Below are 19,281 nucleotides of genomic sequence, written 5' to 3'. Positions count from 1 at the left end.
ATTGTCGCCCAAAGTCCGGTGAAGTTTCGACCATGACACTCTCCCCCTGACTTCCATGGCAGGATTGAGGGTGATGGGACGCACGAACGCATGGACTTCGCAGGTCAACTGGCATACGGGCCGGTGGCAGCCCCGCGGTCCCGCTCCCGGTCCGCAGCCGTGGTCACCGCCGCTGAGGCGGGGGATCCTCGCGAAGCGGCCACTGACGTTCTTCGAGGTCCTCGACTCCGGCTTCCGCCTGCTCCGCTTCGCCCCCGGACCGGCGATCGGCGCCCCGCTCATCGTGCTCAGCCTCTGGACCCTCCTGCTCACCGCAGTCGGCGCCGGTCTCGCCCTCACCTTCCTCCCCTTTCTCCGCGACCTCATGGGCAACGACGAGGCGCTCTCCGGGTTCTCCCTCCTCGCCCAGCTCGGGTCGTTCGTCCTCAGCCTCCTCAGCCTCGGCCTCGTCCACTTCCTCGCCGGGCTCACCGTCCCCGCAGCCGAGGCCTCCTTCGGGGCGAGGCGGATGGGGTTGGCCGAATCATGGCGGGCGCTGCGCGGCCGACGGTGGCGTCTCGTCCTCGCCGCCGGACTCATCACCGGCATCGACCTCGGACTCCTCCTCGTCCTCCTCGTCCCCGCGACCCTGCTCAGCCTCGCCGAGGCGACCGTGCCCGCCGTCGTCGTCGGCGTCCTCTCCCTCCTCCTCTGGGTCTGCGCGGTCGTCTGGGTCAACCTCCGCCTCGCACTCGTCGGCACGGCCATCGGCGCCGAGGGGCTGCGCGTGCCCGCGGCCGTGGCCCGGTCATGGCGGCTCACCGGTCGCGGCCTCTGGCGCCTCCTCGGTCAGCTCGGCCTCGGCTACGTCCTCTCCAACCAGCTCATCCAGCTCATCCTCAGCCCGTTCCTCCTCGTCCTCACCACCCTCGCCGTCATCGGCCTCGCCGCCGCCGAGGGCGACGTCGCGGTGATGACCGCGATCGGCATCGTCGTCGGGGCAGTCGTGCTCGCCCTGACGACGATCTCCTCGGCTGTCCTCTTCGGCTACTTCTCGTGCCTCGTGTGCGCGTGCTATTTCGATGCCAGGATGCGCGGCGAGGGCTACGACCTCGTCCTCATCCGCGGTGAGGAGGAGCGCAGCGCATGAACACTGCCGCCGCCCTCTCCGCCGCCCCCGTCGACCGCGACACCGGGCGGAGGTGGCTCGAAGAGGAGCTGCGCCGCGACGAGTACTCCGCGACCGACCTCACCCCGCTCGAACGACTCGGCCGCTGGGTCGACGACGTGCTCTCCGGGCTCGTCTCCGCCGCTCTTAGCGGGAACTCCCCGTGGCTCCTCCTCCTCGTCGTCCTCGCCCTCGCAGCGATCGTCGTCCTCATCGTCTGGCGGGTCCGGCGCCTCGGCCTGCGCCGGGTGCAGGTGCCCGTGAGCGCCTTCGACGCCGTCGTCGCCGCCCCGCAGCCGCAGCCGTGGCGACAGAGCGCGCAGGCCGCAGCGGACCGCGGGGACCTCCGCACCGCCGTCGCCGACCAGGCACGCGCGATCTTCGCCGTCCTTGCGCTGCGCGGCGTCGTCGACCTCGACGACGCGGCCACCGCGAGCGAACTCGCCCGCACCGCAGGCCGGGCCGTCCCCTCCCGTGCGGAGGACCTCGACCGGGTCGCCGAGGTCTTCAACGACCTCGTCTTCGGCGAGGAGTCGGCACCGCAGCGTTCGGACGACGAACTGCGCGCGCTCTTCGCGCAGTTCGTCAGCCTCGACGCCGATCTCTCCCGCCTGCCCGCGGGCCCACAGACGGGAGCGCTGCGATGAGCGCCTCCCTCGACGTCGCCGCCCGCGGCACCCGCACGGCCCCCACCGTGGGTCTGCGGACCCGGATGCGCTCGGCCGGGGTGTGGATCGTCGGCGTCGCCGTCGTCCTCCTCACCGTCATCGTCACGATGCTCCTCGGCGACGACGGACAGCCCGCCGACCCCCTCCACTTCGATTCGACACAGCGCGACGGCACGAAGGCGCTCATCGAGACGCTGCGCGACCACGGCACGCAGGTGAGCACGACAGAGGACGCCCAGGAGGCCCGCGAGGCAAGCGCCGTGCCGGGTACGACGCTGCTCATCCTCACCGGCGCCGAGGGACTCTCCCGGGGCGACGTCGACGGCCTCACCTCGGCGCTGGCCTCCCAGGGCAACCGGCTCGTTCTCGTCGACCCAGGCGTCGCGGTCGCACGCTTCACCGCGCGCCTCGCCGCCGACGCCGACTCCGACCCGCTCGCCCAGCCCGATGCGACCTCCCCGCCCGACTGCCCGCTGCCCGCGGCCCGTGCCGCCGGCGAGGTGAGCACCGGGCAGACCCGCTACGAGCCGGTCGACGGCGCCACCGTGTGCTATCCCTTCACCGGCCCGGGCGTCGACGAGCAGACGAGTCCTGCGGGTCAGCTCGTCGTCGACGACGGCGGCCGGTTCCCCGTCACCGTCCTCGGCAACCCCGCATGGGTGAGCAACGGGACGATCACCGAGGACGGCAACGCGGCGCTTGCCCTCTCGACGCTCTCGCAGACCGACCGCCTCGTCGTCTACTACCCGCGCCCGGACGCCTCCGGGGACGCTCCGCCGTCGACGCTCGACTACGTGCCGGACTGGTTCATCGCCGGCACCGTATGGATGCTGCCCTGCCTCATCGTCGTCCTCCTCGTCGCCGGCCGCCGCTTCGGCCCGCTCGCCGTCGAACGCCTCCCCGTCGTCGTCCCCGCCGTCGAGACCGTCCACGGTCGTGCCGCACTGGCCGAACGCAGCGGCGACCGCCTCGGCGCCCTCCACGCCCTGCGCACCGCCGCCCTGCTGCGCATCGCGCGCCGACTGGCACTGAGCTCGGAGGCCGGGCGGGAGGAGATCCTCGCCCGGATGAGCGCGACCACCGGACGCGACCCCACGCAGCTGAGAACGGTGTTCGTCACCGCGGTCCCTGCCGACGACCGCGAGCTCACCGCCCTCGTCGACCTCATCAGCACCATCGAAAGCGAGATCCCATGACCACAGGCCCTCACCCGCACGACCAGGCTCCCCCGGCACCCGCCCGGCCTCCGATGCCTCCCGCCGAGGCGACCCCGCGTTCCCCCGCCGGAGACGCAGCTCCCGGGCAGGGCGGCGACCCCGACCCGCTGCGGGCGGCCTTCGCCGCTGTGCGCGCGGAGATCGGGAAGGCCGTCGTCGGGCAGGACGATGCGGTCACCGGACTGCTCCTCGCGCTCCTGTGCCAGGGCCACGTCCTCCTCGAAGGTGTGCCCGGCGTCGCGAAGACCCTCCTCGTGCGCAGCTTCGCCACTGCTGTCGACCTCGACCACACCCGCATCCAGTTCACCCCCGACCTCATGCCCTCCGACGTCACCGGCTCCCTCGTCTGGGATGCCTCGGCGTCCGACTTCGAGTTCCGTCCCGGCCCAGTGTTCACCAACGTCCTCATCGCCGACGAGATCAACCGCACCCCGCCGAAGACGCAGTCGGCACTGCTCGAGGCGATGGAGGAGCACCAGGTCTCCGTCGGCGGGCGCTCCCGCAGCCTTCCCGAGCCGTTCCTCGTCGCCGCCACACAGAACCCGCTCGAGTACGAGGGCACGTACCCGCTGCCCGAAGCCCAGCTCGACCGGTTCCTCTTCAAGCTCGTCCTCACCCTGCCCGATCGCGACTTCGAGTACGAGATCCTCGACCGCCATGCCCGCGGCTTCGACGCCTCCCAGCTCACGGCCGCAGGGCTGAGGCCCGTCCTCGACGCCGCGATGATCGCCCGGGCCCGCTCGGCGATCGCCGGCGTCCACATCGCCCCGGAGATCATCTCCTACATCGTCGACCTCGCCCGGGCCACCCGGGAGGCGCCGTCGCTGGCCCTCGGCGTCTCCCCGCGCGGGGCGACGCGGATGCTCGCCGCCGCCCGGGCGTTCGCGTGGCTGGGCGGGCGCGACTACGTCACCCCCGACGATGTGAAGTTCCTCGTCCCGATGACGCTCGGCCACCGGGTCATCCTCCGTCCCGAGGCGCAGATGGACGGCCTGAGCGTCTCCCACGTCCTCGACTCGATCGTCGCGACGACCGATGTGCCCCGCTGAATGACCCCGCGCCTGCTCCTCCTCACGGTCTCAGGGATCGTCCCGGTCATGCTCGCCCCCGGCTGGCAGAGCCTGGCGATCACCGCCGGTGTCATCGTCGTCCTCGCCGTCATCGACCGGTTCGCAGCGCCCTCGCCGGCGCTCGTGCGCCTGCAGCGGACCCCGGGTCCGATGGTCCGCCTCGGCGACGACACCCGGTCGACGCTCACCCTCGTCAACGACTCCGATCGGCCGATCCGGCTGCGCGTGCGCGATGCGTGGCCCCCGAGTGCGGGTGCGCACGAGACGAGGACCCGCCTCACCCTGCCCCCGCACGGGACCCGTGAGATCACCACGGTGCTCTCGCCGAGGCGGCGCGGGGCTCTGGCAGCCGACCGGGTCACCCTGCGCACGACGAGCGTCCTCGGGCTCATCGCCCGGCAGAGGAGCGTCGACGTCCCGGCGACGGTCCGCGTCCTCCCGCCCTTCGTCTCCCGCCGGGAGCTGCCCTCGAAGCAGCAGAAGCTGCGCGAGCTCGACGGCCGCTCGGCGGTGATGATCCGCGGCATGGGCACCGAGTTCGATTCGCTGCGCGACTACGTCGACGGCGACGACGTCCGCTCGATCGACTGGCGGGCCAGCGCCCGCGCCCAGGACCTCGTCGTCAAGACGTGGCGACCCGAGCGCGATCGCCGCGTCGTCATCGTCGTCGACTCCTCGCGGCTCGCGGCCAGGCGCAGTGGAGAGGGCACGGTCTTCGACGCCGCCCTCGAATCGGCCCTGCTGCTCACGGCGCTTGCCGCCGGGGCCGGTGATCGCGTCGACGTCATCGTCGCCGACGCTCGGGTGCGGGCCACAGCGTCGAGCCACCGCGCCCACGATCCCGTCCACGACCTCTCCGTGGCGCTCACCCCCGTCGACCCTGAGCTCTATGACGCCAACTGGGAGCAGATCGCCTCGGCCGTGCTCTCATCGACCCGGCAGCGTGCGCTCGTCGTCCTCGTCACCGCCCTCGACGAGGCGACCGTGGCCGAGGAGATCCTGCCCGTGCTGCCCGCCCTCATGGCCCGGCACCGGGTCGTCGTCGCCGCCGTGAGCGATCCCGAGCTCGACGATCTCAGCGCCCGTCGCGGCGATGCGAGCGAGGTCTACACCGCCGCGGCCGCCGCCACCGAGATCCTCACCGTCCGGGCTGTGCGCTCGCGACTGCGCGGCCTCGGCGTCGACTCCGTGGCCGCGGTCCCCGACGATCTCCCCGGGGCCCTGGCCGACCTCTACATCCGGCTGAAGACGAGCGGGAGGCTCTGAGCTCAGCGGTCGGTCGCGACGATCTGGTAACCGGCTTCGTGGGCGTCGAGGTCGGCCGACAGCTGTGCGCGGGAGGACCGCCTGCCGAGGACGGCAGCGTAGACGACGACGGCGGCCGTGTAGGCGATGCCGATGGCGATCTTGACCAGCGGTGGGAGCGGGTTCGGGGTGACGAAGCCCTCGATGAGGCCGGAGAGGAAGAGCATGATGACGAGTCCGCCGGCGACGACGAGCAGGGAGCGGGCCTCGGTTGCGAGCTTCGTCCGCCGCAGCTGCGGGCCCGGGATCACCCACGCGAAGAAGAGCCGGAGACCGGCGGCCGCGGCGAGCAGGATGCAGCTGATCTCCGGGATGCCGTGCGGGAGGATGTAGAGGAAGAAGTCCGCTCCCCGATCGAACTCGAACATCATCGCTGCCGAGAAGCCGACGTTGACGGCGTTGAGGACGAGCCCCTGGACGACGAAGACGCCGGTGACGCCGAGGAGGACGAACTGGACGGCGATCCACGCGTTGTTCGTCCACACGCCCACGGCGAAGAAGCCGTTCGGGTTCTCCTTGTAGTACTCGACGAAGTCGTGTTCGGCGAACTGCTGCCGGGAGGCGCGGTCGCCGAAGGTCTCGAGCACTTCGGGGTGAGTGCCCGCCCATACCCCGGAGAGCACGGAGACCGAGAGGAAGAAGACCGCGACGGCGACGAAGTCCCAGCGCAGCCGGTAGAGCGACAGCGGCAGGGCGACGACGAAGAAGCGGCTGAGTCCCGAGAGCCCGCCGGCGGGGACGGAGGAGAGGTGGGTGCGCGCCCGGTGGACGATCGTCGAGAGCCGCGCGGCCTCGAGGGAGTCCGGGGCCACCGTCATGATCTGCGAGAGGTCCTTCGACGCCGCCCGGTAGAGGACGAGGAACCGCTCAGCCTGCGCCGGATCGAGCCGGTTGCGCTTGGCCAGGGCCGACAGCTCCCTCCACTGGTCCCCGTGCATCTCGGCGAGCAGGTTGGGATCCATGCCTCCACCCTAGACGATGCCGCCCCGGCATCGGGCCGCCGTGGAGCAGGTGTGCCAGGATGGTGGTGTGAGCACTCTGGTGACAGGCGAGGCCGTCGAACTCAGCGTCCAGCCCGCGGCGCTGGCCGCCCGCGCGCTCAGCTGCCTCATCGACGCCGTCGCCTACACGCTGGTCAACATCGGACTGCTCGTCGCGACGTTCTGGCTGCTCCTCCAGCTCCGGTCGCTCAACGGGCTGCTCCTCACCGCGGTGATGACGATGATGACGGTCGCCGTCTTCGTCCTCCTCCCCCTCCTCGTCGAGGTCCTCACCCGCGGGAGGTCGCTCGGCAAGCTCATCCTCGGCCTGCGGATCGTCCGTGACGACGGTGGGGCGGTCCGCCTCCGGCACTCCTTCGTCCGCGCCCTGCTCTGGCAGTTCGAGGTCATCGGGACCGGCGGTGGGATCGCCGCACTCTCGGGACTCGTGTCCCCGCAGACGAAGCGCCTCGGCGACTACATGGCCGGCACCATCGCGGTGAGCGAACGCGCGACTCCCCCTCCTCCGGTGCACACGCACGTCGCCCCGCAGCTCGTCCCCTGGCTTGCGGAGACCGACGTCTCCGCGGTGCCGGCCGGCCTGCGCCGCCGGATCGTCCAGTTCCTCGCCGTCGCCCCCGGGCTCGGCCACGAGTCACGCTGGCAGCGGGCGATCGAGCTCGCGACCGAGCTTAACCCCTACGTCGCCCCGGCTCCACCCGAAGGGACGCTGCCCGAGCAGTTCCTCGCCGCCGTCGTCGCCCGCCAGCGCGTGACCGACCGGGACAGGGCCCACCGCCGAGGTGCGCAGGCCGAGTCCTTCCGCGCCGGGGTCGACCGGCTGCCGCACGGCCTGCGGCTGAGCGCCGACCGGCAGCGGTAGCGGCGCTCAGTACCGGTAGTGGTCGGGCTTGTACGGCCCGGCGACGTCGACGCCGATGTACTCGGCCTGCTCCTTCGTCAGCTCGCTCAGCTGCGCCCCGAGCGCGGGCAGATGGAGCCGGGCGACCTTTTCGTCGAGCTCCTTCGACAGCCGGTGCACCGCATCGTCGTAGTCCGACCCTCGGGTCCACAGCTCGATCTGAGCGAGGACCTGGTTGGAGAACGAGGCGCTCATGACGAACGAGGGATGCCCGGTGGCGTTGCCGAGGTTGAGCAGCCGACCCTCGGAAAGGACGAGGATCTGCGTCGTTTCCCGTCCGAGTCCGGCCTCCGTCGGCACGGGGATGGTCCATTCGTGGACCTGCGGTTTGATCTCGACGACGCTCACCCCGTCGACGCGACGCAGGCCGGCAAGGTCGATCTCGTCGTCGAAGTGGCCGACGTTGCCGACGATCGCTCCCGGTTTGAGGCTGCGGAGGACGTCGACGTCGACGACGCGGGTGTTGCCGGTCGTCGTGATGACGATGTCGGCGACCTCGGCGACGTCGGGCAGGAGAGCCACCTGGTAGCCGTCCATCGTCGCCTGGAGTGCGCAGATCGGGTCGATCTCGGTGACGATGACGCGCGCCCCCTGACCGCGCAGCGCTTCGGCCGCGCCCTTGCCGACGTCCCCGTAGCCGACGACGACGGCGATCTTGCCGCCGATGAGGACGTCGGTGGCCCGGTTGAGGCCGTCGGGCAGGGAATGGCGGATGCCGTAGCGGTTGTCGAACTTCGACTTCGTCACCGAGTCGTTGACGTTGATCGCGGGGAACGGCAGGCGTCCCGCCTCGGCGAGGCGGTAGAGGCGGTTGACACCTGTCGTCGTCTCCTCGCTCACGCCCTGGATGCCCTCGGCCAGGCGGGTGAAGCGGCCGGGAGCCGCGGTCATCGCCGTCTCGAGCTGGGCGAGGAAGGCCCGATACTCCTCGGGGGCGTCCTCCCCGGCGGTGGGGACGCGGCCGGCGGCTTCGGCGGCCGCACCTTCGAGGACGTACATCGTCGCATCCCCGCCGTCGTCGAGGATGAGGGTGGGTCCTTCGGCGAAGTCGAAGATCCGGTCGGCCGCCCACCAGTACTCCTCGAGGCTCTCGCCCTTCCATGCGAAGACCGGGACCCCGGACGGCGCCTCCGGGGTGCCGTCGCCGACGACGACGGCGGCCGCGGCCTCATCCTGGGTGGAGAAGATGTTGCAGCTGGCCCAGCGGACCTCGGCGCCGAGGGCCACGAGGGTCTCGATGAGCACGGCCGTCTGCACGGTCATGTGGAGGCTGCCTGAGATCCTCGCCCCGGCCAGCGGGGCGGAGGCGGAGTACTCCTCGCGCAGCGCCATGAGGCCGGGCATCTCGCGTTCGGCGAGCCGGATCTGATGGCGTCCCGCCTCGGCGAGGGAGAGATCGGCGACCTTGAAGTCGGTGGGTGCGAGCACGGGTCCTCCTTGGGATTTCGGGACGTTGGGGGCAGCGGTCAGGCGACGCGGCCTTCGACGATGTCGGTGGCGCGGGCGGTGAGCTCGCGCATCCGGGCGTCGTCGGGGGCCTCGACGTTGAGCCGGACCAGGGGTTCGGTGTTCGACTTGCGCAGGTTGACCCACCAGTCGCGGCCCTGCAGGCTGATCCCGTCGAGGTCCTCGACGAGCTCAGGGGCGAACCGGGGCGCGGCGGCGGCAAAGGCTTCGAGCACGGCGTCGGGGTCGGCGACGGTGAAGTTGATCTCCCCGGACTGCCGGTAGGTGTCGTAGGCGGCGACGAGACGGGAGGCGAGCCCGTCGGCCTCGGCGAGGGCGGCGATGAGGTGGCATGCGGCGAGCATGCCGGAGTCCGCGCCGTAGAACTCCTCGAAGTAGAAGTGCGCGGAGTGCTCGCACGCGAAGACCGCACCCTCCTCGCGCATGAGGGTCTTGATCCCCGAGTGGCCCACCTTCGAGCGCACCGCGCGGCCCCCGGCGGCGGTGATCGCCTCGGGCACGCTGCGGGAGGTGATGAGGTTGTGGATGACCGTGGGTTCGTCGCGACCCGCCGCTCGGGCGCGGGCGATCTCCCGTTCGGAGACGAGGGCGCCGACCGCCGAGGCCGACATCGTCGCCCCGGTCTCATCGATGAAGAAGCAGCGGTCGGCGTCGCCGTCGAAGGCGAGCCCCAGGTCGGCGCCGTGCTCGCGCACGGCGGCCTGGACGTCGACGAGGTTCTCCGGCTTGAGCGGGTTGGCCTCGTGGTTGGGGAACGTCCCGTCGAGTTCCGTGTAGAGCCCGATGATCTCGAGTCGGGTCGCCGGCAGCCCGGCGTCGGTGCCGAAGACCTCGCCGATGAGGCGCCCGGCCATGCCGTTTCCGGCGTCGACGACGACGGTGAGGTCCGCGACCTCGTCGAGGCGGGTGAGCTCGCGGATGCGCTGCGCGTACCGGGTGCGCACCGAGGCGGCCGCGGATTCGTCGACGGAGACCGCCGGGGTCCCCACCGCAGGGTCGGGGGCGTTCGGGGCGAGGTCGCAGATGCGGCCGAGTCCGGTCTCGAGGCTCACCCCGCCGGCGCCGGGGGCGCAGATCTTGATCCCGTTGTAGTCGGCGGGGTTGTGGCTCGCGGTGATCATCGCCCCGGGCAGGTCGAAGATCCCGGAGGCGAAGTAGAGCTGGTCGGTCGAGCACAGGCCCAACAGCACGGCCCGCGATCCCGCGGCCTCGACTCCGGCGGCGAAGGAGCGGGCGAAGCCCGGGGAGCTCGGGCGCATGTCGTGTCCGATGACGACCTCGCCGCTGCCGTGGATCTCGCCCATCGCCGAGGCGGTCGCCCAGCCGAGGGCGAAGAGGACGTCGTCGTCGAGCTGGTCGGGGATCCGTCCCCGGATGTCGTAGGCGCCGACGGCGGTGTCGAGGGCGCGGGAACGGGAGGCGGAGAGGGTCTCACCTGACATGGGGGTCCTTCGGTTCGTGCGCGGAGAGGCTCAGGGGCCGATGATGCGCAGGTGGCCGTGCTTGCGAACGGCGGGGGCGGGCTCGTCGACAGGGGTCGGACCGTCGGGGCGCGGTGTCGTCGTTCCCGCCGCTTCGCGGACGGCGTCGGCGATCGCGAGGAGGTCGTCGTGGGTGCGCTCGGGCGGTTCCTCACCCGTCCCGATGCGGATGAGCTGCCAGTCCACCGGCGGGGTGAGCCTCGCGGCGTGGTCGGCGCACAGGTCGTGGGCGCCGGGTTCGGCGCGCCGGGCGAGGGGACCGATGACGACGCAGGCGTCCGCGTGGACATAGGTCATGGTCGCGGTGGCGCTGCGCGAGCAGCTGACTTTCGAGCACGTACGCAAGGCTGACACAGTACTGAACTCTACACGCTGGCCCCGTCCGTTCCGGGCAGGCGCCGCCGGGTGCGAGCCGATGGGATCGCCTCGGTAGAATGACGGGCTATGAGCACGCGCCGCAGACGGGATCGCCACGGCCGGGGACTGCGCTCCCCGCTCCACCGCGCCGACGTGCCCGCACGCGAGACGCGGGCGCAGAGCTTCGCCCGCCTCGCCGCCGAGGAGTTCGCCCGGCACCGGGCCAGGGACCCTGAGCTGCTCGCCGACGTCGTCCTCGCCGTCGACGCGGTGCCTCCGGCGGGGTCGGATGAGCCGAGCTTCGGGCGGGTGTTCCCTGCGACCCCGCACCGGCGGACCCACATCGTCCTCTACCGTCGCCCGATCGAGTACCACAGCCTCGGCGGCAGCAGGGAGAGCCTCATCGCCGAGGTGCTCGCCGATCAGGTCGACCTGCTCCGCGGAGCGTGAGCGGACCGCGTCAGCGGAGCCGGATGTCGCGGTAGGCGACGCCGGCGGGGGCGGGCGCGGGCATGACCGCCGAGACCCCGGTGTCCGAGGTGACAAGGAGGCTCGCATGCACACCGCCGGTCACCGTGCCGGAGGCGTTCGCTGCCCCGATGACGAGGGCGCGGACGGCATCCGGGGAGATCTCGGCCGGGTTGAGTCTCGTCGTCGTCGACTCCTCGAGGTCGACGGTGCGGGGGTCGGTGAGGGAGCCGTCGTCGCGCATCCCCGCCACCTGCACCTGACCCTGTCCGGGTGAGAGGAAGAGCTCTGCCGAACCGGTGCGCGGCAGCGCCATGAGCTGGGTCTCGGCGAGGTCGTCGGTCGCGCTCAGCGTCGCGAAGTCCCCCTTGCCGCTGTCGTCGTTCGTCGCGACGATCCCCGAGGCCTGGACGGTCCGGTCCGAGGAGACGACGATGCTCGCGGCGTCGAGCTCCCCGAGATCGGCTTCGGCCACACCCTGGGCGACGACGGTGAGCGAGGAGCGCGGGAGGTCGATCTCCCCGTCGGGACCGTAGGCCTTGAGGTCGACCTCGGCGAGGTCGTCGCTCGGGTTCGCCACGCGCACCCGCACGCTCTTGCCGCTCATGCCGGTGAGGACCTGTTCGGAGTCCGCCCCGGCCCCTGCGGCGGCGAGGTCGATGCCCTGCGGGGTGAGGCCGTCGAGTTTCGTCTCCTGGACGGAGCCGGCGAGCACTCCCCCGTCGACGGAGACGTCGACGGCGAGCTCCTCGGCCCCGGCGGCGAGCCCGGCCAGGCGCACGGCCCGCTGGGATCCGGCGCGGATGCTCAGCTCCGTCGGCTCTCCCCGGGCGCCGGCGGCCGTCATCATCTGCACGCGGGCTTGGACGGGCGCGGAGCCGGGGTTGCTCAGCAGCAGCTGCGAGTTCGAGCCCGGCTGGCCGGAGCCGGCGAGGATCCGGAAGTTCGAGGCCGGTTCCGCACACGTGAGCGTCGCCAGGCCCGCGAGGTCGCCCGAGGTGCCTTCGACGGTCTCGAGAGCCGTCGTCAATGCGGGCGCTCCCGGGCGTGCGAAGCCGGTGACGATCTTCGTGCCCGCCACCGGGTCGTCGCCGGAGACGAATCCCGCCGAGGCGGGCTGGTCGAAGTCCGGGCCGCCCCCGAGGTCGGCGACCCGCAGTCGGGCGGCCGAGACCGAGCCGTCGGCGGCGCTGATCGGCGCCGAGGCGGCGAGGACGCGGGTGCTCACGTTCGAGTCGTCGACGAACTCCGCATCGGTGCCTTCGGCGGCTTTGTCGGTGAGCAGGGGTCCCGGGCAGATCACCCTGGTGTCGGCCGTGGGCATCCGCACCTGCTCCGGGCTGCGGTCGAGGGTGCCCGAGGTGATCGGGGCGAGGAACGAGGTGGTGGCGACGATGACGCCGGGAACGGCGATCGCCGCGAAGGTGACGATGCTGCGGCTGAGCTTCATGGCCTCTCCCTCGTCAGTGTCCGCGAGTGGGTGGCAGCGCTGCGGTTCGGGCGCTCCTCCGAGTCGGCGGGCCGCCCGGCGTCCGAGGAGTCCGCGGTCTCGGCTGCGTCGGGGTCGCCTGCTCGGCCGGTGTCGGTGCCGCCGGTCTCCGCCTGTGACAGAGTCCCTCCGTCGTGCGCCTCTTCGTCGCGCGTCTCTTCGTCGCGCGTCTGCCCGTCCCGATCGCTGGAGCGGGCCTCGCCTCCTCGACCGCCCGCCCGCGGGCGGTGGCCTCCCGTGCGGCGGGTGCCGATCGGCAAGGCGACGATGAGGCAGACGAGACCGAGCACCCATCCGGCGATGACACCGGCGCTGACCAGTGGGGATCCCTCGTCGAGGTCGACGGTGCCCCCGGCGGCGGGCAGCGAGAACTCCGCATCCCATGCCGCGCTCGGCTCGGCCGGCCGCGGCAGGGTCTGATCGCCGATGGCGGCCTCGAGGTCGGGGGCGTTCTCAGCGACGATGAGCGTGCGTCCCTCGGCGCCCGCCGGGACTTCGATCCGTCCGTCGACGATCGGTGCCGTGGACAGCGTCCCATCGGGCTCGGCGATGAGGAAGCGTCCGCTGTAGGGCTTGTCGACCTGCCAGAGGGTGCCCGTCTCGGTCGGACCGACCTCGACGAGTCCGGTGGCTGCGGCCACGGAGCTGCGCAGTCCGTCCTCTCCCGAACCGACGAGGACGAAGTCGACGCCGAGGCGGCCGAGGAGGTCGCGGACGTCACCGGCGTCGTCGGCGGACAGGGCGGCCGCGGCCTGGGCGATGAGGACCTTGTCCTCGCCGATCGGCAGCGGGCGACGCTGCCCCGGAGGGCCGCCGACCGCCTCGGCGGAGAGCACCGTCGAGGTGCCGAGAGCGGTGCCGTCCGCGGTTGAGATGAGGGTGGCGATGACCTCGCCGTCGACGGCGTCGAGGCGCAGGGTGCGCGCCTCGGTGTCTCCGGCCCCGCGGTCGGCGGCCAGGGCCGGGACGGTCCCGTGCTCGGCGGTGGCGACGGTGTCGTTCGAGGTGAAGGCGGGTCCGACGCCGAGCATCGCGAAGCCGAGGGCGGCGAGGACGACGAGTCCGGTGAGCACGCGCATCGGCGCCCGTGACCGCCCCCGGGAGCCGGCGGCGAGACGGTCGGCGCCGAGGGCGAGCAGAGCGATGGCCCCGAGGCTCGTCAGCGTCAGACCGGCCGCAGGGTAGGACCCGATGAGGGCGAAGGGCCCGACCTGCGCGGGGAGGTGGACCTGAAGGGTGGCCAGGGCGAGCCCGGCGAGGTAGAGCCCGACCGTCCACGTGAGGACCGGCAGGGGGATGCGGGCCTCGATGAGCGTGAGGAAGGCGAGGACGAGCATGGGCACGACGACAGCCGGAGCCCACAGACCCACGGTCGCCGCAGCAGCCGAGCTGAGGCCGAGGGCGTCGGCCGCGGCACCGAGCCAGCCCAGGTCGAGCGGGGCGGGGAAGCCGACGGCGAGCAGGTAGGTCGGTGGCGCGCCCGGGGCGAGCGTCTGGCCCGGCGTGACGAGCAGGGTGCCCGGCTCGGTGATGACGCCGAGGAGCCACGGCCATGCGAGCACGAGCGTGGGGGCGAGCAGCCAGAGGTGGCGCAGCCCCTGCCGGGTGGCGAGGAGGACGACGGTGAGCACGAGGCCGATGACGAGCAGGAGCGGGCTGCCGGCGATGAGGACGAAGAGGAGGAGCCCGGCTCCTGCGGCGGCGGAGACCGACCCGGTGCGCAGGCTGCGGGTGAGAGCGATGACGAAGAGCGGGGCGGCGATCCAGACGACGATGACGCCGAGGCGACCGGCGGACAGTCCGGTGAGGAAGAGCGGGGCTGTGACCCAGAGGAGACCTGCGAGTCCCCGCACCCAGCGACCGTGGACGAGCATTCCGGCTGCGGCGTAGGCGGCGATCGCGGCGCCGACGGGGGCGAGCAGGATGAGCACGCGGACCGTGAGGTCGAGGTCGCCGAGGAAGGGCAGACCGAGGACGGCGAGGACGAGCTGGAGCGGATCGGCGGGGACGTCTGTCCCGGTGCCGACGTCGAGCCTGCCTCCGAGGAGGCGGGCGATGAGCTCGCCGTAGCCGACGTCGGTCGAGCCGAGCGCGCCGCCGACGAGGTGGCCGGGACCGAAGAGGCGGTGCGAGACGATGCCGGAGAGCACGCCGGAGACGAGGATGAGGTACGTGAGCGGGTGGGTGAAGATGCCGGCTCCCCCGCTCACCTCGAGGCGGGAGAACGAGTCGATGGCCTCTTCGGTGTCGCCGACCTGGTGGAGATCGGCCTCGTCGCGCACGTCGTCGACGCCGACGCCGGAGGCGGTGCCCTCGACCATGCTGCGGCGTTGGACGGCGAGCTCGTCGGAGTCGGCGTAGAGCGCCGAGAGGTGCGCGCTGTTCGCCCGCCTGCCGAGGCGACCGCGCTTGCCGTTCGCCCTCCGCAGACGTCCGGTCGCGCGGACATCGGAGGGCAGGCCGAGGAGCGCGGAGAAGTGCCAGCGGGCGGTGCGCGGGTCGTTGCCGAGGAGGGCGAGGAGGGCACGGCCGATCCGGGTGAGCGCGAGGCCGAGGACGAGCGCCGGCAGACCGGGACGAGCGAGGCTGAGACGGTACCGCTGTTCGGAGCGGATCTGGCCCGACGAGCGCGGCGGGCGGGCAGAGGACCCGAGTTGGGCCGCCTCGGCGGCGGAGACCTCGAGCCGGGCACGGGGGGCGACGACGACGCGTTTGCCGAGGTCGCGGAAGCGGCGCGAGAATTCGATCCCGCGGTAGGCGGGGCCGAGCACCCGACTCGGCGCCCCGACCCGGGAGAGTTCGGCGGTGGCGATGAGCATGCCGGGCAGGTCGAGGGCGAGGGTCTCGCCGACGCCGTCGCGCTGGCCCTGGTCGACCTCGCCGGTGCCCACGGGGTTGACCCGCTCCCCCGCCGAGGTGGTCGTCACGCCCGCGGAGACGATCCGGTCCGACGCCATGAGCTTGGGGCCGACGGCGGCGATCGATTCGGTGGCGCTGATCGCCTCGACGAGTTCGTCGAGGCAGCCCGGCTCGGGCCGGGAGTCAGGAGTGAGGAACCACAGGTACTCGCTGCCCGAGACGGCCGGCAGGGCGAGCGCCTCGGTGACGGTGAGCCCCCCGAGATCGACGACGGGGATCTCGGGGTGGATCCGGTGCAGAGCCGTCTCGAGCTCGGCACGGCGGGAGTCGTCGCCGGAGACGACGACAGTGACAGCAGGCCTCACACGACTCGCTTCTTGAGTCGGCGGCGTTCGCGCTCGGACATGCCGCCCCAGATCCCAAACCGTTCGTCGTTGGCCAGGGCGTACTCGAGGCATTCGGAGCGGACCTCGCAGGACTCGCAGACCCGCTTGGCCTCACGTGTCGAGCCGCCCTTCTCCGGGAAGAAGGCCTCGGGATCGGTCTGGGCGCACAGCGCCTGGTCCTGCCACGAGAGCTCTCCGTCTCCGGCGGCGCCGAGGAGCAGCGACAGCGGTGACACTGCGGTATCGTCGACGGGAAGCGGTGTGAGATCGTTCGGGTCGATGGCCAGCGGGTCCGGCAGCGTGTCCGGTGTCCTGGCGCCGGGTTCGACGAACCAGTCGCCGGCGCTGCGGGAGGTCACTCCCGGTATCGCGGAGTGCTCCTCCTGTTCGAGCCTCTTTCTCTGTGCGCTCTGCACGATGTTCCCCTTTCTCACGCTCAGCGTGTTGTGCCTTCCGAATCCGAGAATTCGTGCTAAGCGCGTTCCCCTTAGGTATAAATTACACGCGTGTCATTACTGTCGAGTCAAGCCCTCTTGGAGTATCGGGGCGGCCCCGGTGACCGTATTCGAACACACCTTCACATGCACACGCGCCCCCGACACAACATATGGTGCGGTGAGGCCCCCGCCCCACTATCCGTGGTGTCGCGACGGGGATTCTGTGAGAATTTCGGATTCGTTCGGCAGGGATGGGAATATGGAGGGATGAGCCACGGAACCGGAGCGAGGGCGGGCATGAACGACAGACTGCTCACGGTCTACGCCCCGCCGGTCGACGAGGACATCCGCCCGGGATCGGACCTCGCGGCGATCCTCGTCACCAGCCTGCGCCGCAACCGCATCGACCTCAAGGACGGTGACATCCTCGTCATCGCCTCGAAGGTCGTCTCGAAGGCGGCCGGACGGCTGGCGAGCGTGGCCGACCGCACCGAGTTCGAGGAGCTCGTCGCCCGCTCCTCGACCCACCTCGTCGCCGAGCGCAGCTACGCCTCGGGCACGACCGTCCAGGTGGTGCGGACCCGAACGGGCACCGTCCAGGCCGCTGCCGGCCTCGACCAGTCGAACTCCGGAGGCGACGTCGTCCTCCACCCGCTCGATGCCGACCGCTCGGCCGACGAGCTGCGCTCGCGTGTCGAGGAGGCCTTCGCCGTGCGCATCGGGGTCGTCGTCTCCGACACGACCTCGCGGCCGTGGCGGGTGGGCGTCGGCGACATCGCGCTCGGCCTCTCCGGCTTCTCGGGCCTCGACGACCAGCGCGGTCTGCCCGATGACGACGGACGGCTGCAGTCGGTGACCGTGCGCGCCGTCGCCGACGAGATCGCCGCGGCCGCCGACCTCGTCAAGGGGGCGGCCAGGGGTCTGCCGATGGCGCTCGTGCGCGGAGCCGGCGGCTATCTCGACAACGGCGGCGACGGTGCGAGCGCACTGTGCCGCGACCGCGCCGAGGACTGGTTCCGCTACGGCCACGTCGAGGCGATCCAACGGGGTCTCGGGGTCGAGACCGTGCCCGGGCGCCCAGCGGCCGGCGACGGCGGCGACGACATCCTCGAGCGGGTCTCACGGGCCGTGCGCGTCGTCCGCGGCGGGATCTCCCGGACGCCTGGACACGCGGCGTGGCGGATGCGCATCGAGGGCTCGGGGTCGCGGATCGTCATGAGCCCCTCGGACTCCCCGGCGGTGACGCAGGCCGACGGGCCGCCGATCCTCGAGGCGATGGTCGGACTCGGCTCCCTCGTCGAACGGATGCACACCGCGCTCTTCGCCGAGGACCTCTCGGCGACGACGAAGTGGCAGTGGGCCGACGGGGAGCTCGGAGCCTTCCCCCGCGGCGTGATCATCGACATCGGACTCCTCACTCCCTGAGCCTCCGACACAGTCCCTCCCAGCGACACAGTCCCTCCCAGCGACGAAAGCAGGTTCCCTGGTCCTCTCCCGCCTCAGCCGCACCGGCGGTCCCGTCCTCCTCTGGCGCGGCCCCGAATACGACCGCCTCGACCTCACCGGCCCGGTCATCGCCAACTGGGTCCACAAGGGAGTCGGCCTCTTCGGCGACTACGACCTCGGTCCCGACTTCACGCTTTTCGTCCCCTCGCCGGCCGGTCTCCACTGGCGTGAGCTCGTCGCGATCCTCAGCGTGCTCCTCGGCGGCGGCCGTGTCGTCCTCGGCGGGCCCGGCCAGGCAGCCGGCAACCAGGAGGCCGCCGAGGGACCGCCGGCGATCGACCCGGCGATCGTGCCCGATGGGGACTTCCACGCCTTCGTCGCCGCGGGCGTCGAATCGGACCCGGCGATCGCCTCGGCGGAGGAGATCTTCGTCTTCAACCCTCCCGCGCTGGCCCTGAGCACCCCCGTCGACGCCGATCTCATCGACGTCAACTCCGCGATCCGCGCCTACCCCGACGTGACCTCGGGGCGGCTCGACCGCTCCGGCGTCCTCGTCGTCGCCGGCCCCGGTGCCGAGCCGACGGAGGTCGCCTGGGCCGAGGCCGAGGAGGCGGGGACCGGTCGGCCCGCGGGGATCCTCGTCTCCCACTCGACCCCGCTGGCCGGGCAGTGGCCGGAGTTCCTCGGCCACCTCCTCGGCGGGGGTGAGACGCTCCTGGCCACAGGCGTGGATGAGGCCCACATCACGGACCTCGCGGGAACCCTCGGGGAGGTCCGTGGCAGACTGGGCTCATGGACAAAGTAGTTGACACGCCCGCAGAAGCGGTGGCCGATATTGCCGATGGATCGTCGATCGCCGTGGGCGGTTTCGGGGTCGTCGGAGTCCCCGAATTCCTCATCCGCGCGATCCGGGACCAGGGAACGACCGACCTCGAGGTGATCTCCAACAACGCGGGCGTCGACGGCCGCGGACTCGGCGTCCTCCTCGCCGATCACCGGCTGCGCCGGATCATCGCCTCCTACGTCGGGGAGAACAAGGAGTTCGCCCGGCAGTACCTCTCCGGTGAGCTCGAGGTCGAGCTCACCCCGCAGGGCACGCTCGCGGAGAAGCTGCGGGCCGGGGGCGCGGGGATCCCCGCCTTCTACACGGTCACCGGCGCCGGCACCCAGGTCGCCGAGGGCGGCATGCCGTGGAAGTACGACTCCGAGGGCAACGTCATCAAGGAGTCCCCGGCCAAGGACACGCGCGTCTTCGACACGTTCGGGGAGGAGCAGCAGTACGTCCTCGAGGAGTCGCTCGCCCCCGACTACGCACTCGTGCGGGCGGCGATCGGCGATCGGCACGGCAATCTCGTCTTCCACTCCTCGGCCCGCAACTTCAATCCCCCGGCCGCGCAGGCGGGACGGATCACGATCGCCGAGGTCGAGAAGCTCGTCGAACCCGGTGAGATCGACCCGGACCAGGTCCACGTCCCCGGCGTCTTCGTCCACCGGGTCGTCCCGCTCACCCCCGAGCAGGTCGCCGACAAGCCGATCGAGAAGCGCACCCTGCGCCCCACCCCTGAAAGCGCCTGAGGAGAGC

17 protein-coding genes are annotated in these 19,281 nt (G+C 71.9%); 10 read left to right on the top strand and 7 right to left on the bottom strand.

Going from position 1 to position 19,281, the window contains the following annotated elements:
* Positions 1–73: 73 nt before the first annotated feature.
* The 5 genes from BC102111_RS13225 to BC102111_RS13205 are packed head-to-tail and all read left to right on the top strand — an operon-like array spanning position 74 to position 5,368.
* Positions 74–1,129, top strand: a complete 1,056-nt coding sequence (locus BC102111_RS13225; RefSeq protein ID WP_101624568.1) for a hypothetical protein — start codon at positions 74–76, stop codon at positions 1,127–1,129.
* Positions 1,126–1,794, top strand: a complete 669-nt coding sequence (locus BC102111_RS13220) for a DUF4129 domain-containing protein (RefSeq protein ID WP_101624567.1) — start codon at positions 1,126–1,128, stop codon at positions 1,792–1,794. Before BC102111_RS13225 ends, BC102111_RS13220 begins: the two co-directional genes overlap by 4 nt.
* Positions 1,791–3,011, top strand: coding sequence for a DUF4350 domain-containing protein (locus BC102111_RS13215; protein ID WP_101624566.1), 1,221 nt, complete (start codon positions 1,791–1,793; stop codon positions 3,009–3,011). Before BC102111_RS13220 ends, BC102111_RS13215 begins: the two co-directional genes overlap by 4 nt.
* Entirely contained in the window at positions 3,008–4,081 is a 1,074-nt protein-coding gene (locus BC102111_RS13210) for an AAA family ATPase (RefSeq protein ID WP_009374843.1), read from the top strand. Before BC102111_RS13215 ends, BC102111_RS13210 begins: the two co-directional genes overlap by 4 nt.
* Entirely contained in the window at positions 4,082–5,368 is a 1,287-nt protein-coding gene (locus tag BC102111_RS13205) for a DUF58 domain-containing protein (protein ID WP_063249426.1), read from the top strand.
* A 2-nt stretch (positions 5,369–5,370) separates the two neighbouring features.
* Here BC102111_RS13205 and BC102111_RS13200 read toward each other — a convergent pair whose 3' ends face one another.
* Positions 5,371–6,369: a stage II sporulation protein M gene (locus tag BC102111_RS13200; RefSeq protein ID WP_063249427.1), complete on the bottom strand. Its 999-nt coding sequence runs from the start codon at positions 6,367–6,369 to the stop codon at positions 5,371–5,373.
* A 67-nt stretch (positions 6,370–6,436) separates the two neighbouring features.
* On the opposite strand from BC102111_RS13200, the gene BC102111_RS13195 reads away from it, so the two are divergent.
* Positions 6,437–7,270, top strand: coding sequence for an RDD family protein (locus tag BC102111_RS13195; protein WP_063249429.1), 834 nt, complete (start codon positions 6,437–6,439; stop codon positions 7,268–7,270).
* Positions 7,271–7,276: 6 nt separating this feature from the next.
* On the opposite strand, the gene ahcY is transcribed toward BC102111_RS13195, so the two are convergent.
* Genes ahcY through BC102111_RS13180 form a run of 3 tightly spaced genes read right to left on the bottom strand, consistent with a single transcriptional unit; the run spans position 7,277 to position 10,611 of the window.
* The gene (gene ahcY, locus BC102111_RS13190; protein WP_101624565.1) at positions 7,277–8,737 is read right to left on the bottom strand and encodes an adenosylhomocysteinase; all 1,461 of its coding nucleotides are present in this window, start codon (positions 8,735–8,737) and stop codon (positions 7,277–7,279) included.
* A 38-nt stretch (positions 8,738–8,775) separates the two neighbouring features.
* A complete protein-coding gene (locus BC102111_RS13185) occupies positions 8,776–10,218 on the bottom strand; it encodes a phosphohexomutase domain-containing protein (RefSeq protein WP_101624564.1) in 1,443 nt (480 codons plus the stop codon).
* Positions 10,219–10,248: 30 nt separating this feature from the next.
* Positions 10,249–10,611 (bottom strand): DUF3499 family protein, encoded by a 363-nt coding sequence (locus BC102111_RS13180; RefSeq protein WP_257957740.1) that lies wholly within the window; start codon positions 10,609–10,611, stop codon positions 10,249–10,251.
* Between the two features lie 90 nt (positions 10,612–10,701).
* On the opposite strand from BC102111_RS13180, the gene BC102111_RS13175 reads away from it, so the two are divergent.
* A complete protein-coding gene (locus tag BC102111_RS13175) occupies positions 10,702–11,064 on the top strand; it encodes a metallopeptidase family protein (protein WP_009374829.1) in 363 nt (120 codons plus the stop codon).
* 10 nt (positions 11,065–11,074) lie between these two features.
* Here the strand turns inward: BC102111_RS13175 and BC102111_RS13170 are convergent, their stop codons facing one another.
* Genes BC102111_RS13170 through BC102111_RS18260 form a run of 3 tightly spaced genes read right to left on the bottom strand, consistent with a single transcriptional unit; the run spans position 11,075 to position 16,232 of the window.
* A complete protein-coding gene (locus tag BC102111_RS13170; protein WP_101624563.1) occupies positions 11,075–12,532 on the bottom strand; it encodes a DUF5719 family protein in 1,458 nt (485 codons plus the stop codon).
* Positions 12,529–15,795: a glycosyl transferase family 2 gene (locus BC102111_RS13165; RefSeq protein WP_009374825.1), complete on the bottom strand. Its 3,267-nt coding sequence runs from the start codon at positions 15,793–15,795 to the stop codon at positions 12,529–12,531. Before BC102111_RS13165 ends, BC102111_RS13170 begins: the two co-directional genes overlap by 4 nt.
* Positions 15,792–16,232 (bottom strand): WhiB family transcriptional regulator, encoded by a 441-nt coding sequence (locus BC102111_RS18260; RefSeq protein ID WP_269447355.1) that lies wholly within the window; start codon positions 16,230–16,232, stop codon positions 15,792–15,794. The genes BC102111_RS13165 and BC102111_RS18260 overlap by 4 nt, the downstream gene beginning before the upstream one ends.
* Positions 16,233–16,550: 318 nt before the next feature.
* Between BC102111_RS18260 and BC102111_RS13155 the strand changes: the two genes are divergently transcribed.
* The 3 genes from BC102111_RS13155 (at position 16,551) to BC102111_RS13145 (ending at position 19,274) form a co-directional block, all read left to right on the top strand.
* Positions 16,551–17,678 carry a coenzyme F420-0:L-glutamate ligase gene (locus tag BC102111_RS13155; RefSeq protein ID WP_232252568.1) on the top strand — a complete coding sequence of 376 codons (1,128 nt, stop codon included), beginning with the start codon at positions 16,551–16,553 and terminating at the stop codon, positions 17,676–17,678.
* Positions 17,679–17,949: 271 nt separating this feature from the next.
* Positions 17,950–18,504: a hypothetical protein gene (locus tag BC102111_RS13150; protein ID WP_232252567.1), complete on the top strand. Its 555-nt coding sequence runs from the start codon at positions 17,950–17,952 to the stop codon at positions 18,502–18,504.
* Entirely contained in the window at positions 18,492–19,274 is a 783-nt protein-coding gene (locus tag BC102111_RS13145; protein ID WP_040340918.1) for a CoA transferase subunit A, read from the top strand. Before BC102111_RS13150 ends, BC102111_RS13145 begins: the two co-directional genes overlap by 13 nt.
* Positions 19,275–19,281: the final 7 nt, after the last annotated feature.

The sequence above is a fragment of the Brevibacterium casei CIP 102111 genome (genome assembly GCF_900169275.1).
In the GTDB taxonomy this organism is placed as follows: Bacteria; Actinomycetota; Actinomycetes; order Actinomycetales; family Brevibacteriaceae; genus Brevibacterium; species Brevibacterium casei.
The sequence above is the reverse complement of the archived record's forward strand: the minus strand, read 5'-3'. Positions and strand labels throughout refer to the sequence as shown.

Excerpts from the sequence above, each read along its gene's own strand:
- BC102111_RS13220 (WP_101624567.1), top strand. The coding sequence starts at position 1,126 with ATGAACACTGCCGCCGCCCTCTCCGCCGCCCCCGTCGACCGCGACACC.
- BC102111_RS13225 (WP_101624568.1), top strand. The coding sequence starts at position 74 with ATGGGACGCACGAACGCATGGACTTCGCAGGTCAACTGGCATACGGGC.
- BC102111_RS13205 (WP_063249426.1), top strand. The coding sequence starts at position 4,082 with ATGACCCCGCGCCTGCTCCTCCTCACGGTCTCAGGGATCGTCCCGGTC.
- BC102111_RS13155 (WP_232252568.1), top strand. The coding sequence starts at position 16,551 with ATGAACGACAGACTGCTCACGGTCTACGCCCCGCCGGTCGACGAGGAC.
- BC102111_RS13175 (WP_009374829.1), top strand. The coding sequence starts at position 10,702 with ATGAGCACGCGCCGCAGACGGGATCGCCACGGCCGGGGACTGCGCTCC.
- BC102111_RS13200 (WP_063249427.1), bottom strand. The coding sequence starts at position 6,369 with ATGGATCCCAACCTGCTCGCCGAGATGCACGGGGACCAGTGGAGGGAG.
- BC102111_RS13185 (WP_101624564.1), bottom strand. The coding sequence starts at position 10,218 with ATGTCAGGTGAGACCCTCTCCGCCTCCCGTTCCCGCGCCCTCGACACC.
- BC102111_RS13145 (WP_040340918.1), top strand. The coding sequence starts at position 18,492 with ATGGACAAAGTAGTTGACACGCCCGCAGAAGCGGTGGCCGATATTGCC.
- BC102111_RS13170 (WP_101624563.1), bottom strand. The coding sequence starts at position 12,532 with ATGAAGCTCAGCCGCAGCATCGTCACCTTCGCGGCGATCGCCGTTCCC.
- BC102111_RS13210 (WP_009374843.1), top strand. The coding sequence starts at position 3,008 with ATGACCACAGGCCCTCACCCGCACGACCAGGCTCCCCCGGCACCCGCC.
- BC102111_RS13215 (WP_101624566.1), top strand. The coding sequence starts at position 1,791 with ATGAGCGCCTCCCTCGACGTCGCCGCCCGCGGCACCCGCACGGCCCCC.